The 16,274-nt window shown below is 55.4% G+C and carries 8 protein-coding genes; 1 reads left to right on the top strand and 7 read right to left on the bottom strand.

Annotated elements, in window-relative coordinates:
* Nucleotides 1–46: 46 nt before the first annotated feature.
* From EDB95_RS18010 to EDB95_RS27785, 4 genes are all read right to left on the bottom strand, one after another.
* On the bottom strand, nucleotides 47–1,447 hold the full coding sequence (locus tag EDB95_RS18010) for an ATPase domain-containing protein (protein WP_133995544.1): 1,401 nt from the start codon (nucleotides 1,445–1,447) through the stop codon (nucleotides 47–49).
* Nucleotides 1,448–1,733: 286 nt separating this feature from the next.
* The gene (locus EDB95_RS18005; protein ID WP_133995542.1) at nucleotides 1,734–3,542 is read right to left on the bottom strand and encodes a glycoside hydrolase family 2 protein; all 1,809 of its coding nucleotides are present in this window, start codon (nucleotides 3,540–3,542) and stop codon (nucleotides 1,734–1,736) included.
* Nucleotides 3,539–5,827, bottom strand: coding sequence for a glycoside hydrolase family 31 protein (locus tag EDB95_RS18000; protein ID WP_133995540.1), 2,289 nt, complete (start codon nucleotides 5,825–5,827; stop codon nucleotides 3,539–3,541). Before EDB95_RS18000 ends, EDB95_RS18005 begins: the two co-directional genes overlap by 4 nt.
* Nucleotides 5,824–7,920 carry a family 43 glycosylhydrolase gene (locus EDB95_RS27785; RefSeq protein ID WP_246073737.1) on the bottom strand — a complete coding sequence of 699 codons (2,097 nt, stop codon included), beginning with the start codon at nucleotides 7,918–7,920 and terminating at the stop codon, nucleotides 5,824–5,826. The genes EDB95_RS18000 and EDB95_RS27785 overlap by 4 nt, the downstream gene beginning before the upstream one ends.
* 41 nt (nucleotides 7,921–7,961) lie before the next feature.
* On the opposite strand from EDB95_RS27785, the gene EDB95_RS17990 reads away from it, so the two are divergent.
* Nucleotides 7,962–9,890: an alpha-L-arabinofuranosidase C-terminal domain-containing protein gene (locus EDB95_RS17990; protein WP_133995538.1), complete on the top strand. Its 1,929-nt coding sequence runs from the start codon at nucleotides 7,962–7,964 to the stop codon at nucleotides 9,888–9,890.
* Here the strand turns inward: EDB95_RS17990 and EDB95_RS17985 are convergent.
* From EDB95_RS17985 to EDB95_RS17975, 3 genes are read right to left on the bottom strand one after another with little or no spacing between them, the layout of a single operon-like run.
* On the bottom strand, nucleotides 9,850–11,646 hold the full coding sequence (locus EDB95_RS17985; protein WP_133995536.1) for a glycoside hydrolase family 35 protein: 1,797 nt from the start codon (nucleotides 11,644–11,646) through the stop codon (nucleotides 9,850–9,852). The genes EDB95_RS17990 and EDB95_RS17985 overlap by 41 nt on opposite strands.
* Entirely contained in the window at nucleotides 11,646–13,256 is a 1,611-nt protein-coding gene (locus EDB95_RS17980) for a RagB/SusD family nutrient uptake outer membrane protein (protein ID WP_133995534.1), read from the bottom strand. Before EDB95_RS17980 ends, EDB95_RS17985 begins: the two co-directional genes overlap by 1 nt.
* A 12-nt stretch (nucleotides 13,257–13,268) precedes the next feature.
* Nucleotides 13,269–16,256, bottom strand: coding sequence for a SusC/RagA family TonB-linked outer membrane protein (locus EDB95_RS17975; RefSeq protein WP_211352159.1), 2,988 nt, complete (start codon nucleotides 16,254–16,256; stop codon nucleotides 13,269–13,271).
* Between the last annotated feature and the right edge of the window lie 18 nt (nucleotides 16,257–16,274).

Raw genomic sequence — 16,274 nt, 5'->3', positions numbered from 1 at the left:
TGCAGGCCCTGACCCGCCCGTGCCCTCCCTCGTCCTCACTCCTGGTTCATTTCCTCAAATCCGGCCATAAGTCAAACACCGCGTCTTCAAACTGCTCACAACCTACAATCTCCAGGTCTTCTATCTGTTCCAGGAATTGCGCCGCGACTTCTTTGGGGCAATATATCCGAAGCGGTAATGTGATATGCCCTGCCTTGATCTGTTCTAAAAGTTCCCTTAAAAGATCACCGGGCACATCCCTTACTTTACCTTGTAAATCAATCTGACCAAGAAACAAAAAATGTTCTGGGATGTCCTTATGTATATAAGCGGCCGTTAATGCCATACCCGTCGCCATGTCGGCTAATGGACTATAATGATCGATCCTTGGCATTTTGCAGTTAATGGCGAGCCTCAATTGTTCGTGCTCTGCATCGAGAATTTGAGCAATGATAGGCATAAGCTGTTGTATCCCCTTTTTGGCCACTATTTGTGTAGTAATGGACCCTTTTGATTCGGGTGGCGGCAAAGAAATCATTACCTGGACTTCAGCCACGCCAATTTTAGGACCCAGATATGTCCTTGCTACACTGTTGGCTGTAACGTTGTATGGAGACAGTTTTAACCACCTGGTCTCTTTATCTATCTCCAAAGGGATGATCTTCCCGGATGTGTATCCAAAGCGGTTTTTGGTAACGGTTGTGGGACGGCTCCCCCGTAGCAACCTATTGATCATTAAAACACAATCAACATTATGCTCAAAATCCTTCGGGCCGGAGATATCTCCGCTTTTTGTTACATGCGCCACCAGGAATACGGTAATTTCTTCGGCCTTGCACAGTTGGCAGAACTCATTCAGCTGATTGTATTGCTTTGTCGCCGCTGATGAAAGTCCATTTCCCTGTACCGAGTCAATAACAACCATGCTTACCCCATGGTACCTTCCTTTGGTGCTGGCTATCTCCTTGGCAAAGAAAAGGGGCAACTGGTCCAGGCTTTCAATCCCATTTTCCGGTTCAATCAACCTTAATGCCTGCTTTTGTTGCTCGGCGGGCCAGTGCTTTGTCATGTGTGTTACCGTGTGGCGAAGTTCTTCCTTCCTCTGCTCCGTCTGAATAATCAACGTTCGCTTACCCGCCCGCGAAAGATCCAGCGCGATTTGTGTCGTTAGGGTCGACTTTCCTATACCCGGCTGGCCGGCAATTAAGTACGCGCCACCGGCCACAAACCGGCTCACCGCTTGTTTGAACCAGTCCATCTCCTTTCCGAGAGGCAGCTCCTTGAATTCTATCGCTTCTACTGAAAGTAAGCCTTTTGAATGCCCATCATCCAATGGCTCTGGATCACCTGGTTCCTCTTCGCCTTTAGGCGGTTCCTCACTTTTGGGTTCCTCCCCGCCAGCGCGCTCGTTTTTGTCCTGAGGCTTTTCAGGATTCTTCTGTTCTTCTTCATTGTAAGTCTGGTCCATAAAATCTGATTTTTAGATTAATAATTAATTTTAGCTCACATAGGGTCAGATCCCCCTACACTGTACAGTAAGAGAATAAATATCTTCTCCAGCACAGCGCTCACACGCAGTGCCCGATAAAAGCGAACCAAAAAGAAAGGGGAAAATTCAGCTAGACCATCGGCAGAACCGGACTACTAAGTTAGTACTCCATCCTTCTAAATTCCAAGAAAAATCTTGAAAACTTTATAAAATACGGAGGCCCTCCCGTGAAATACGGAGGGCCTCCAGGGAGCGGCTAAAAAAACTATTTCGCCTGATAATATTTCTTCAACACCTCCCAAGCCTCTTTCCGAACCCCCTTATGACTCATCACCCCTTTGTTATTCCATCCTTCCTGATAAAGAGGATTATTGCGTTTGGGGCTGCGGAAGTCGGCGAGTACCCAGGGGGAGAGACCCACGAAGTTGGCAGGCATGCGTTGTAGCATGGCGACCTGCTCACGGTAGTACCAGGCCTGGTATTCTTCGCTCCAGCGGGTGAGGGAGTCGGCGTGGTAGCCGCCCAGGGCTTCGGCGCCGGTTTCGCTGATAAAGAGGGGTTTGTCGTAGATGGTGCTCCAGTTGGCGGTGCGGCAGGCAGAGGGCAGGCCGCCATACCAGCCGAGGTATTCGTTGAAGGCAACGAGGTCGACGTATTGTCCGAGGGGATCATCGACGACGCGCTTGGAAGTGGCGCTCGATCCATAGTTGACTTCGAGCGCGGCCGAGATCAACCGGGTGGAGTCGAGCGAACGGGCGGAGGCGATGAGCCGGCGCATAAAGTCGGTGCGGGTGGTATTGACGGGCGTCTCGTTGCCGACGGACCAGATGATGACGCTGGCGCGGTTGTGATCACGGGTGATCATTTCGCGAAGCTGGGCGTTGGCTTTGTCAAAGACGGCGGGGTTGCCGAAGTCGATCGTCCAGTATACGGGGATTTCGGACCAGACGAGGATGCCGAGGGAGTCGGCGAGACGGGTCATGGTTTCGTCGTGGGGATAGTGGGCCAGGCGGACCATATTACAACCCAGCTCCCGCGCCCAGCCAAGCAATTGCGCGGCGTCGCGGGCGGAATAAGCACGGCGGCCCTCCTGGGGTATTTCTTCGTGTATACAGATGCCCCGCATAAAGATGGGTTTGCCGTTGAGCAGCACCTGGCCGCCCCGGGCCTCGATGGTCCTGAAGCCGATCTTGTCGGTGACCTTGTCGGCACCCGCGGTAACGACGACGGTGTAGCGCTTTGGAGAAGAAGGGGACCAAAGCTGAAGGCCGGGCACGGAAAACGCAATACCCACGCTGTCACCGGTCACAGGGAAGGTTTGGCGAATGCCAAGCTCCGGTATCCCGACAACGACCGACGACGGAAGCGACGAACCCGAAAGCCGGATGCTGCCAGACAAAGCGGTAGCAGAAGCCGCCTGTAGAAAAAAATCGCGTATAAACGACGACGGCACCTCGACCAGGCGAACCTCGCGGGTAATCCCGCCATAATTCCACCAATCGGTATTCACCGTAGGCACCTCATCGGGATAACGCCTGTTGTCCACGCGGACGACCAGATAGTTCCCCGCACGCCGAAGCAACGAATCGGGTATCTCAAAATTAAACGGCGTAAACCCGCCCTTGTGCATGCCCAGCTTGACGCCGTTGAGGTAGACATCGGCGCGGTAGTTGACGGCGCCGAAATAAAGAAAAATGCGATCGCCCGGATGACGCCTGACAAAGTCGAACGACTTCTTATACCAGACCGTGCCTTCATAATACTCGAACTTTGGATCCTGGTGGTTCCAGTCACCGGGGACCATGAGGCTGTATTTGTCCGTATACCCGAATTCTATTTTATCCGTTTTGCTGGATGGAACGTCGGAATTCCAATAGGCATTCCGGTCGGAACGGGCCATTTCCTTGTACCGGTAGTCCAGGAAACCCGTTTCGTAGGGGTCGATGATGTACTGCCAGCGCCCGTTCAGGCTGACTGTCTGACGGGAAGGGATGTCGGTGATGAGGTCCGTCTGGGCAAAAACCCGGGCAACAAGCCCCATCACAAAGGTTAGCGCGCAAGCAATCCGTATCATAATTGTACTTTTTTCATTTTCCCATTATAGGGTATTTCTTTACCAGGACCACGCCCCATGATCACGACCTTAAATTTCCGTTCCCCCGGCATTCCCGGGAAATGTCCCCGGCGATCGCCGACAGTCAATGTATGGGAGGCCTCATTCCATTGGAAATCTATCTCGGAATAGGCGCCCGATTCATAATTGTAAGAGTCGTTTTCGTCTTCGTAAAGTGTAAAAGTTGCATCGGCGCCCGGATAGACGCGTATTTCCAGGTCGTCCCACTTTTTCTCGGTGGCATACTGGACTTCCGGTCCCCAGGGAAGGATGGAGCCCGCCCGCACAAATACGGGGAGAATGTCCATAGGGGTACCTTTGATGATCCGGCGGCCGCCGGTAAATTGCTCACCCGTCCAAAAGTCGATCCAGTTGGCGCCGGAGGGCAGGTATACGCGTTGCATCGACGAACCCTTTTCCGTTACCGGTGATACCAGTAAGGAACGGCCGAACATGTACTCGTTGTCCATATTAAAAACCGAAGTGTCGGACGGAAAATCCGACAAAAGCGGTCGCATGAACGAACCCGAGTTCTTTGTTACCTGCCAGGCCGTTGAATAAATGTAGGGCAGCAGGGAATACCGGAGGTCGATGAACTTTTCCTGGATGTCGAAGATGGGTTGCCCGGGCCCGCCAAACTGGTAGATCTCCCTGGGGATGTCCGTACCGTGGGAACGCATAAAGGGTGTAAAGACGGCGAACTGCATCCAGCGGGTATAAAGCTCCTGGAATTCGGGGTTTTTGGCGCCGCCGTCCTGGGCAAACCGTCCGGCAAAGAAACCGCCGATATCGGTGTTCCAATAAGGGATGCCGGTGAGGGACAGGTTCAGCCCCGCGGGGATCTGCGCCCGAAAGACGTTCCAGTCGGAGCGTACATCCCCGCTCCAGTTGCAGGAGCCAAAACGTTGCTGGCCGGCAAAGGCCGAACGTGTCAGGATGACCACCCGTTTTGCGGAAGTTGTCTTCCGCTGGTGGGTGTATATCCCGTTGATGTGCATCAGGGGAAAGGCATTTTGGACCGAGCGGTAAGACCCCAGGTAGGTAGGCTGCTCGAAATCGCTGTCTTTTACATCAATATGATCCGGCTCCGAAGAGTCCAGCCACCAGGCGTCTACACCCAGGGAGAAGATCCCTTTATTCAGATAATCCCAGTAGAGGTCCCTGGCCAAAGGATTATAAGGATCATAAGGCCTGGCTCCTGCGTTCGGCGGCCATGAATCGAAGTTGATTAAAAGATGCTTGGCATCAAACTCCGAATATTGCCTGGTCAGCGGCCCAAAATCCGGCCAGGCAACCACAAACAAGTGGGTATGATACGCGTGGACGCTGTCCACCATCAATTTGGGTTTTGGAAAACGGATGGGATCGAACTGCATCGCATTCCAGTTGCTGTCCTGCCCCCAGTATTGCCAGTCCTGGATGATCCCGTCGATCGGAACCTGCAGGGCCCTGTAGCGGCGCACCACTTCCATGAGCTCGAACTGCGTTTTGTAGCGCTCCCTGGATTGCAGAAAACCGTACACCCACAAAGGCATCAGGGGTGCCTGCCCCGTTAGTTCGCGCATCTGGGCCACCACGCCGTCTCCACCGGCTCCATAAAGAAAATAGTAATCGGCCCCCTGTCCCACCTCCGACTCGAAGGCGGTCTCCTGGGGGTTATCGGAAAACAAGGTGGGTGAATAATTGTCCCAGAAAAGCCCGTACCCTTTCAGTGATTGGAAAAAGGGGATGCAGATCTTCATATTCTCCTGGGCCAGGCGGATCCTTTGGCCGCGCTGGTTCAAACGGCCGTTTTGTTGCTGGCCCAGACCGTAGATCGGTTCCTTTTTGTCCAGGAGAAAGGCCTGCCTCACGATAAAAGACGAGTCCGTGGGGGAGAACTGGATCCCATAGTCCTTTTCCGTCAGTAACGAAGCGCCTGATAAAGAGGCAAACGCCACGCGGCCGGTCCGCGTATCCAGCGACACCTGTATCGAATCGCTTTGCAGAAGGACGCGCCAGCCCGAAGTGGACATGGTAAAAGACACCGGCCGGGGTTCCATGATCACCGACAGGCTCGACCGTGCATATACCCTTCCGACCGGATATTTGATCACCCGCACAATCGAGGGGCTGTAAAACCGGATCTCCACCGAAATGTCATTGACTACGGCCTTTACGCCGGAGGGAGTCTTCTCGACATCCTGGGCCATTGTAAAGCCCACCGCAAAAAGCATAAAAGCGGTAAGCAAAGTTATCGTCTTCATAAACTTGGTTTCACGCGTTGGATGGTCCCGTCTGTATTAAACGACAAACGATCGATACAAACTTCGCGGTGGTATCCCGCCGGGGATCCCATCCGGATACCCGCCGGTCTCGTAAACCGGTGGTAAATGATATACCAACGGTCGGTACCCGGCACCTGGAAAACGGCATTGTGTCCCGTCCCGTAGATCCCCAAAGCGGGATCCTTTGCGAGGACAAGGTTGTCCGCCGGTATCGTAACCGGTCCGGTGGGCGACGCCGCATAGCCATACCGCACACAATAATTGGGGCTGCGGGTATCGTCCTGAGACCAGAAGAAATAATACCGGCCCTTCCGGTAGGCTACCTCCGTGCCTTCCCGGAAGGTCGTGTCCGGGGTGATCACCCGGATCGAGGCCGTGTCGATGGATACCATATCCGCTTGTAGCGCAGCCACGGCCATATAGCCGTTCCCCCAGTATAAATAGTCTTTTCCGGAGACCGGGTCGGCAAAAACATCCGGGTCTATCGTCTGTCCGCCATGCGTGCCCGGAGGATTCACCGCGATCAGCGGTTTCCCGGAATCCACAAAGGGTCCCGCCGGGCTGTCCGACACAGCCACTCCTATCTTCTGAGCCGCGCAGAAGTACAAATAATACCGGTTGTTTTTCTCGATTATGCTAGGCGCCCAGGCATTCACCTTGCCCCAGGAAACATTCTTGGGCAAGTCCAGGACGACCCCCTCCTCTTTCCAGTGTACCAGGTCCGTGGAAGAGAAGGTTTTAAAATAGGTGCCCGACCAGCGGTCGTATCCATCGGAGGTAGGGTAAATATAGTATTTATGCGTGTGCCGCGCGTAGAGTATTTCAGGGTCGGCGTAAAAGCCGTCCAGGATGGGGTTGACCCGGGGTACGACGGAGACCGTATACGTCTGTAACGAAGCCGCGCTAAGGCCTACGCGGTAAGTCACCGGCCCATGGCTAAAATCCACCGCCCCATGAGGCAACACCATCACCCCACCGGTCCTATCGAATTCCGGATCAAAATGCGTAAGGTCCGTACCCGGCCGTACCGGCAATTCCGCCGAAGAAGAATCCAGGCTAATGTTCATTCGCTTCACACGCGGATTCAACGCGGCGGAAAAAACGTCCGCCGCATTCAGAGAATCAAAACGCCACGTACCCGTATGCACATCGATGCTCCAGGGCTCCGGTGGCCGCAATGATAAACCGTCGCGATAAAAAGCAACCGGCATCCATAAATAGGTGGACAGCCATTGGGTGGAAGGTTTCCAGATGTCCCCCATAAAGATCACCGTCGAGTCTACTTTTAAAAGCATGGTCGATTGCGAGCCATACGTATTCACCTCCGGGGGCGCGATGTCGCGGAAAGAAGACCAGGGACCCTCCAGCGACGCCGCCGTCGCATACTGGTTGGGGTTGGGTCTCCAACCGGTGAGCGCCGACCCGATGACGTAGTAAAGGCCTTTGTAGTGCACAATGGCGCCGCCTTCCATGTGTTCCTTGATCAGGCACATTTCCTTGTCGAGGCTGAGATAGTCGGAAGGATTTAGCCGCGCGATGCGGAACCCGAAAGGCCGGTCTTCAAAGATGAGGTAGGCCGTACCGTCGTCGTCTACAAACTGCCCGATGTCCCGGCTTTCGTGCCCCAGCGGCCGGAAGCTCCTGACATACGTAAAAGGGCCCTCGGCCTGCGCGCTGACCGCCACCCCTACCCGGGCAAATTGATAACGCCCGTCGTCAAGGTGGAAATACATGACATAACGCCGGGTAGGTGCATTGTAATAGACTTTGGGCCGTTCGAGTATCCAGTGTGGCCCGAGTTGCTCCGGATCGCTTAAAGAAAGCACGTCTCCCAAAAAGGTCCAGTGCATCAAATCCCTGGAACTGTAACAACTGACGAACCGTTTCGCCGTATCCAGCCCCTGCCGCCGTTCTTCTCCATACCAGTAATAGACATCGCCTCTTTTTAAAATACCCCCCCCGTGGGCCTGGATGTGGTTTCCGGACGCATCCGGCCACAAGGCACCCGGCGCGATCTGTGCAAACGGCACAAAAGCGGAAAACAAAAAAACGAGCAAAAGGCATACCCTCATAAAAAATGTTATTTTTACACTTATTCCAAAAGTACGATGCTATGCGCAAATATCTGCTCCCGGCGGCGCTCGCGTTAACGGCCTGCAAGGCAAGCGCGCAAACCCGCCTCACCCTGCACCTCGACACCCCCATGGTAGCCATGAGTCCCCGGCTGTACGGCTTGATGACGGAGGAGATCAATTTTTCCTACGAAGGCGGTCTCTACGATGAACTGATCCGCAACCGTTCTTTTAAAGATTCCGCCAAGACCGCCGCGTTCTGGTCGTTGGTGCAAACACCCACCAGCCAGGCCACCATGAGCCTGGACCGCCAACATCCCCTCAATGACGCCATGCCCGTGTCGCTCCGCCTGGATATAGCAAAGGCAGGCGCCGGTGTGACCAACCAAGGGTTCTGGGGCATACCGGTCCGGCCGAACCAGGTGTATAAAGGTAGCTTCTACGCAAAATACAAAGGTGCTTCCAGCCAGCCGCTCACTTTAAAAATAGAAAGCCCGGACGGCGACACCGTCTTTGCACAAACCACCGTCGACCCGATCGGCAATGACTGGAAGCAGTACACATTCACCCTAAAAACGGCCGGCACGCCATCGGCTAACGCCCGTTTTTCCATACGTCCTGCCGGCGAAGGCACCTACTGGTTTACGCAGGTTTCCCTTTTCCCACCCACTTATGACGACCACGGACTGAGACCGGACCTGATGCAGCTCCTGGCCGGTATGAAGCCTTCCTTTCTGCGTTTCCCCGGTGGGAACTATGTCGAAGGATGGAACTTTTCCAACCGCTGGAACTGGAAGGAAACCATCGGGCCCGCCGAACAACGCCCGGGTCACCTGAGTCCCTGGGGATACCGGTCCACCGACGGCATGGGCCTGCTGGAATTCCTCGAATGGTGCGAGGACCTGCACATGGAACCCCTGCTGGCCGTTTTTGCCGGGTACACCCTGAATACAGACTACCTCACGGCAGGCCCTTTTTTACAGCCCTTTGTCGACGATGCCCTGGACGAGATCGAATACGTCACCGGGGATGTCCATACCAAATGGGGCGCCCAACGCGCAAAGGACGGCCACCCGGATCCTTTTCCCCTGCACTTTGTCGAGATCGGTAACGAAGATGGCTTTGACCTGTCCGGCAGCTATGAAGGCCGTTATGCACAATTCTACGACGCCATCAAAACCAAATACCCCGGGCTGCAGGTCATCTCCACCGTGGGTGGTAAAGACTGGCTCGGCGGCCGTTTCCCCGCACCCGCCGGCCGTACGGAGATCGTGGATGAACACTACTACCGCAACGCCTGGGAGATGGAAGCGCACGCCCACCAGTACGATCACTATGACCGCAGCGGCCCCAAAGTTTTTGTTGGCGAATGGGCTACCCGTGAGGGTTCCCCTACGACCAACTTCAATGCCGCCCTTGGCGACGCCGCGTGGATGACCGGTATGGAAAACAACGCGGACCACGTCATCATGGCCAGTTACGCCCCGCTCCTCGTCCGTGTTGATCCGGGAGGCATGCAATGGCGGAGCGACCTGATCGGGTACAATACGCTCACCGCGTACGGCTCTCCTTCCTATTACGCACAAGCGCTTTTTAGCAACCACCTCGGGAACGCCATCATCAAAACAAGCGCAGACAACGTTCCCACCCAGACCAAGGACGACAAAACCATCGACGCTTTCTTTTATTCCGCCACCACAAAGAATGATACCGTGTACCTCAAACTGGTGAACACCCAGTCAACAGCACAAAAAGTCGTCGTCGACATCACCGGGGCAACATGGAAAAGTGCGACGATGTGGACCCTGAAGGCCGACAGCCCCACCGGGACCAATACCATCGACGATCCCCAAAAGATCGTCCCGGTGGAAACGACGGTAAAGACGCTCAACCAAACCCTTCCACCCTACTCCATCACCGTCCTGCAATTCATGGTACAACGTTCAGCACGGGATGGTCGATCCCGATGAGCGACGTCTGTTCGGGTTTTAAGAGTTCAAAAACGATGACCTCGTTCTCGCCTTTTTTTAACCATTCGGCGGGAACGTACACCGTTTGCTGGGGTCCGATACACCAATACCGCCCGAGGTTATGTCCGTTGACCCAGACGCAGCCTTTGCCCCACGCGTGCATATCCAGGTAGGTGTCCAAAGGCTGTTCCAGGGTAAACGTTCCCCGGCGCACCACCGGCGAAGTGCCGGAAACGGCAATAGAATGAAACGGCAGCGACGAAGGACGCAGAAAGGGCAGCGAAAACATCTGCCAGTGATGCACGGCTGCCCCCCCGAAAAACACCTCTCCGGTAATCCCCTTTACATTCTGCAAGAGGTAAGGCCCAAAGTTGATCCGCCCCAGGTTCTCCACGAGAATGTCCAGCCGGACTTGACCCGGTGGCAGCGTCAATAAAACACTGTCCAGGGAGAGGCGCCGGTCCAGCACCCCCACACGAACACCGTTGACAAAAACAAGCCCATAGTCGCGGAGGCCCTGAACCGACAACATCCCGGAGACGCCACCGTGTAGAAATGTCCGGTACAATACATACCCATACGCCTGGTGAAGGTCCTCAAATGTCAACGGTGACAAAGACGAAACCGGCGCCGGCAAAATATCGAACAAGGACGCAAGACCCGTAAAAGAGACACCCAAAGAAATCGCCGGTTTTGGCGCCGGTACCGGCGGCAGCACAAACGCCAGATGTTTCTGTATAACGGAGCGGAACGCAAAATATTTCTCCGTCGGATTCCCCGCCTCATCCAGCGGCGCATCATAATCATAGCTGCTCACCTGCGGCTCGAAGGGCCGATGGTCATTATAGTTGGCGCCGTTCATAAATCCCCGGGTCGTGCCCCCGTGAAACATATACATGTTGATGGAAATACCGGCCGCCAGGACAGAGTCCAGGCGACCGGTATACTTGGCTGCGGGCGTGATGTGGTGCCGAGTACCCCACCCGTCAAACCAGGCGGGGTACCATTCGGCAATGTAATAGGGGCCTTCCCCATTATGATAACGATTGACCAACTGCTTGACCGTCGGGGGGCGGTCCACCCCGTTGAGCGCGGGGAGCAGACCGGGAAGATACCCGCGGGCTACATCCTTTGCGGGATCGCAGGTGTACAACAAGCCGTCGAACCCGGCTTCGCGGAAGATCGCCCGGTTGGTGTCCAGGTAGGCCTTGCTGCTGTCATACGATCCATACTCATTCTCCACTTGTACCATGAGGATGTTGCCCCCGTGGTTGACCTGTAAAGGCGCCAGTTGCCGGCCCACCTCCATGATGTACTTCCGGTACTCGGCCAGGTAGGAGGGTTCCAGGCTCCGGACCACCAACCCTTTTTCCCGGCCCAGCCAATAGGGGTATCCTCCGAACTCCCATTCCGCACAGACATAAGGTGAAGGGCGCAGGACCACCCAAAGTCCCTCCTCCTGCGCCGTTTTTACAAAGGCCGCGATGTCGTTGTTCCCCGAAAAATCCCACACCCCTTTTTCCGGTTCGTGTACGTTCCAGAATACATAGGTGCCGATCGTGTTGAGTCCCATCGCCTTGGCCATCTTCATCCGTTGCCGCCAGGCCTCCCGGGGGACGCGGGTATAATGCATCTCCCCGGAGATCATCTGGAAAGGCTTTCCGTCCAGGAAGAAACAACTGTCTCCCATGGTGAAGCGCTGGGCAAACAAGGCGGAACAAAAAAACAAGAGCCCCGTAACCAAAATAATCCTCATCAGTAGCCGGGGTTTTGTGTCAATACGGCATCCTTATTAAGATATATCTCGTTTTGGGGAATGGGCAACAACAAATCCGTATTGGTCAGCCCCGTCACCGGATTGACAACCGACGTAGGGTTCAGGGCCAGTGTCCGGGTCACCAGCTTACCCGTCCGCATCAGCGTCATCCGCCGGTTTTCCTCACCGATCAGCTCGCGCGCCCGCTCATCAAGGATAAAGTCCAGGGTGATCTGGCTGGCCGTGACCTGGGGTGCCCCCGCTCGCGTCCGCAGCGCGTTGATCGACGCAGCGGCGTCGGTCTGATGTCCTTCCTGCAGTTGCGCTTCCGCTTGTAACAAATAGGTCTCCCCCAACCGCATGATGATGTAGTCCTTGATCGTGGCATAGCCAAACACGTCGTTGGGATCAAAACAATACCACTTGGTCGTATGCGGACAGAGGATATACACCGTGTCGGAATTGTCATAAGGTACCGGTTGCCCGTATGTGGCCGGTTTGGTGGCGTCGTTGTACCAGTAATGCCGGCGGATATTGTATTCCGAATTCCGCATGTCGCCCGCGGCATACAGCTGGTACAGCACCCAGTTGCTCAACCGCATCCGGCCGATACCACGGCCACCCAGCGAATCGCAGATGACCATGCCAGCCTCTTTATAATAGGCCGCGCCCCAGTTCCTCCGTTGCTGACCGCTGCCGGACGTACCCCCCGCCGCGGTAGACGGGTTTGTTTGTTCCAGTACCCAGATGGCCTCAGTATTGCCCTGTTTGCGGCGCTGGTTGCCATACACAAACATGTCGGAGAAGGGATCCCCGGGCTGGCTGGCGTGTATACCGTACCGGTTATTGACCAGGCTAAACTTGCCGCTGTTGATGATGGCCTGCGTCTGCTGTTCGGCCAGGGCGCCCTGGTTCATCCGCAGGTAACACTCCGCCAGGGTTTGCATGGCCATGTATTTGTTGGCGCGTCCATACATTTTCCCCGCGGAATTGGACTTGACCGCCTCGATGTCGGGTAAGTTCGTCGCTGCAAACTGGAGGTCGGATACGATCAGGCCATTGACCGTGTCCAGCGAGGCCCGGACGAAATCGGTTTTTGGCGCCGTCAGCGGGGCTGTGACGACGGGAACACCCCCAAAACAAATCGCGAGTTGCTCGTAGGCGTATCCCCGGAAAAAATGCGCTTCCCCGTCGATATCCGCCTTGTCCGCCGCCCCGATGCTGTTGAGCCCGGGCTTCTCCACATTGGCGATGATGGCATTGGCGTCGTTGATCAACTGGTAGGCCCACGTCCATTCAAAGTCGGCCGCCGGGTCCGTCGAGATCAGGTTCGCATAGTTATAATAAGGTACCTCTATCCCCTGGGGTTGCGTGGCAAATGCCACGTCGGTCCCCACCTGCCAGACGCTTGGCCAGCCCTGGTTGCTGGAATAGGTATAGTAAAGACTCGTCTGCTCGTACAAACCGAAAACAGCGGCCTCGAAACCCAGCGAATCCGTCAGGGTCGAAGGAGAGTATGTAGAGTAGGGTGATTCGTTCAGGTAACCCTTTTTACACCCACCCAGCGCCGCCAGTAGGATCAGGCTTACTATGATGATGTTCTTTTTCATTTGTGTAATGTTTTAGCGAAGAGACACATTGATCCCAAAAACGATACTGCGGACTTCCGGGTAGTTGTTGGTCCAGTTACCCGTTCCCCGCATCGAATAGTTGTTCTCCGGGTCCCAACCGATCCAATGGGTCCAGGTATACAGGTTGGTTCCGCTGGCGTATACCGTCATACCGCCCAGGTGTGCTTTTTGCAAGTACCTGTCCGGAACGGTATAGCTCAGGGTGACATCCTTCAGCCGGGTGAAGCTGGCGTTCATCGGATAGCCATATCCCCTGGTATTGAAATAGGACAGCGCCGGCCAATAGTTGCTGTTGTTCGTGGGCGTCCAATACCCGACCGCTGCAGGGGTATTCCGGCGACCGGTCTCGTCCACATAGTTGACGTCGGCGTTGTTCTTCATAATCCCCTGTACGGTTTGTAAAAACACGCTCAGGTGAAAATTTTTGTAGTGAAAGGTATTGGTCATCCCCGCCGTCCATTTGGGGGTCGTTTGCCCCAGGATGGTTTTGTCTTTGGCCGTGATCTGGCCGTCGTGGTTGAGGTCCGCGAACTTCAGGTCGCCGGGTTTGGCGGTGGGGTCCTGCTTGGAGGGGTCCTCTCCGGTTTGCCAGACACCCTGGCGCACATAGTCGTAGATAACGCCGATGGGATGACCGATAAACCAGACGTTGCCGGTATCGCTTTTATGATCCCCGTAGAGGTCGACGATCTTGTTGCGGTTGGTACCGAAGTTGAGCATCGTTTCCCAGCGAAAATCCCGGGTGACGATGTTCCGCGTACTCAGCGTCACTTCCAGGCCTTCATTACTGGTTTGGCCGATGTTGTCCAGCACGCTGGTATAACCGGTGATCGAAGGGATCTGGCGGCTCAGGATCAACCCGTCGGTATGGGCATGGTAGACATCGACGGTACCGGTTACCCGGTTATCGATGAGACCAAAATCGATCCCTACATCCGCCTGTGTGGTACTTTCCCAATGAAGATCGGCGTTCCCCAGGTTCCCGGCGACAACGCCGATCGTGGTCAGCCCGTTAAACGTATACTGCACCGAATTGTCCGTGGTGATGGTGCCATACGGGTTGATGGCCTCGTTCCCCGTCTTGCCGTAAGACCCGCGGATCTTCAGGTTGTCCACCCAGCGGACGCTTTTCATAAAGTCTTCCCGGGAGAGGTTCCAGCCCAGGGCCGCGGAGGGGAAAAGACCGTATTTGCTGTTGTTGGCGCCAAACACAGACGAACCGTCCCGGCGGGCGGTCAGCGTCAGGAGGTACCGGTCATTGTAGGAATAGTTGATCCTTGCCATCTGCGACAACAGGTTGTACTTCGACTGGTAGGAGCCGTTGGTCCCGCCCCCGGTACTGCCCGCGGTGATGGTCGACGCCGCCCCGATATTGTTATAGGTCAGGAGGTCGTTGACAAAACCCGTGGCCGAAAAGGCTTCCGCAAAATACTTCCGTTGCTGGGCGCTGTACAAACCCGTAAAGTCGATATGGTGTTTGCCCAAATCGCGGTTATACGTCAGCAGGTTGTCGATGAGGTAGCTGTTGGTCTCACTGTTAAAGGTCGTGGCATTCCCCAACAGGTTGTTGGCGTCCCGGCCGGTATAGGTATAGATGGCGCCGGGGATATACGTCGTCCCGGCGTTCAGCCGGTACTTCAGACCGGTGAGCACGCCCCCGAACTTTACTTCCGCAAAGCCGTTCCCGTTCAGGTTGTAGTTGTGGTTGACGTTCGTCGTATACAAACCAATCAGCGGATTGGTATACAACAGCTCGGGGTACATCGGGTAAATGTTGTACGTGCCGTCGGTGTTGTACTCCTGGCCGTAAGGGCTCATGGCCGTTGCGTACAACAGGTTGGCCTGTCCCCCGTCATAATTATTATAAGTGAAATAAGCCGACGTCCCGATGGTCAGGAAATCCGTGACGTTCACATCCAGGTTGGACCGGACGCTGGCGCGGTGGTATTGATACCCCTTGATGGCGCCCTTTTGTTTCATATACTCGCCGGAGATAAAGTAGTGGACGTCCTTCGTCCCCCCGGAAAGACTTAGGCTGTTGTCGTTGGTGATCCCCTGCTGGGTCACCTCCTTCATCCAGTCCGTGGTTTTGCCGGCGTTATAGTTCGGCAGCTCCGAGTAGTTGGGAACTGGGCTCGTTTGTACCTGGTTCGTCTCGGTCATAAAGTCTTTGTACTTCTGTACATAAGAAGGACCGTCCCGGGGTTCGAGGATATGCGCCAGTTTGTCAAACCCGGTGTACGCGTTGAACCGGATCACCGGTTTGCCCGTCGTCCCCCTTTTGGTCGTGATCAGGATGACGCCGTTGGAACCATTGGTCCCATAGATCGCGGTTGCCGAGGCATCCTTTAGGATCTCGATGGAGGCGATGTCGTTGGGGTTGATGTCGTTGATCGTGGCGTTGGTCCCCGTCATCGGGAAACCGTCGACGACGATAAAGGGTCCGGAATTGGCCGTGATGGAATTCTGCCCCCTGATCTGGATACTGGGTTCGGCCCCGGGCACCGAGGAGGTGTTGGTCACCGATACCCCGGCCACGGATCCTTCGACCGCCTGGAAAACGTTGGTCACCGGCAGTTGCGTCAAACGGTCCTTGGGAACCGAAGACACGGCCCCGGTCACGTCGGCCCGTTTCTGTGTGCCATACCCGACCACCACCACGTCCGATAGCAGTTGGTTGGTCACGGTCAGGGTCACGGACAGGGAAGTCTGACCCCGAAGGGTGATTTCCTGGGTGGCGTAGCCGACCCGGCTAAAAACAAGGGTGGCGTTTGCAGGCGCCGTGAGGATAAATGAACCTTCCGGGTTGGTTTGGGTAGCCTCCCGCCCGCCCTTTACCTGGACCGTTACATTGGAAAGAAGGGAATCGCCGGAGGTGACCCGGCCCCGGACCGTGACCTGTTGCGCCCACAGGCCGGCCGAGAGGAACATGCAAAGCAGTAAAAGGAATGCCTTTTCTCCTGGCAAGCAATTTCTCATAAACAATCGTGTTTAGGA

Source organism: Dinghuibacter silviterrae, assembly GCF_004366355.1.
Lineage (GTDB): Bacteria > Bacteroidota > Bacteroidia > Chitinophagales > Chitinophagaceae > Dinghuibacter > Dinghuibacter silviterrae.
Note: the sequence above shows the minus strand (reverse complement) of the source record. Positions and strands in the feature narration are given on the sequence as shown.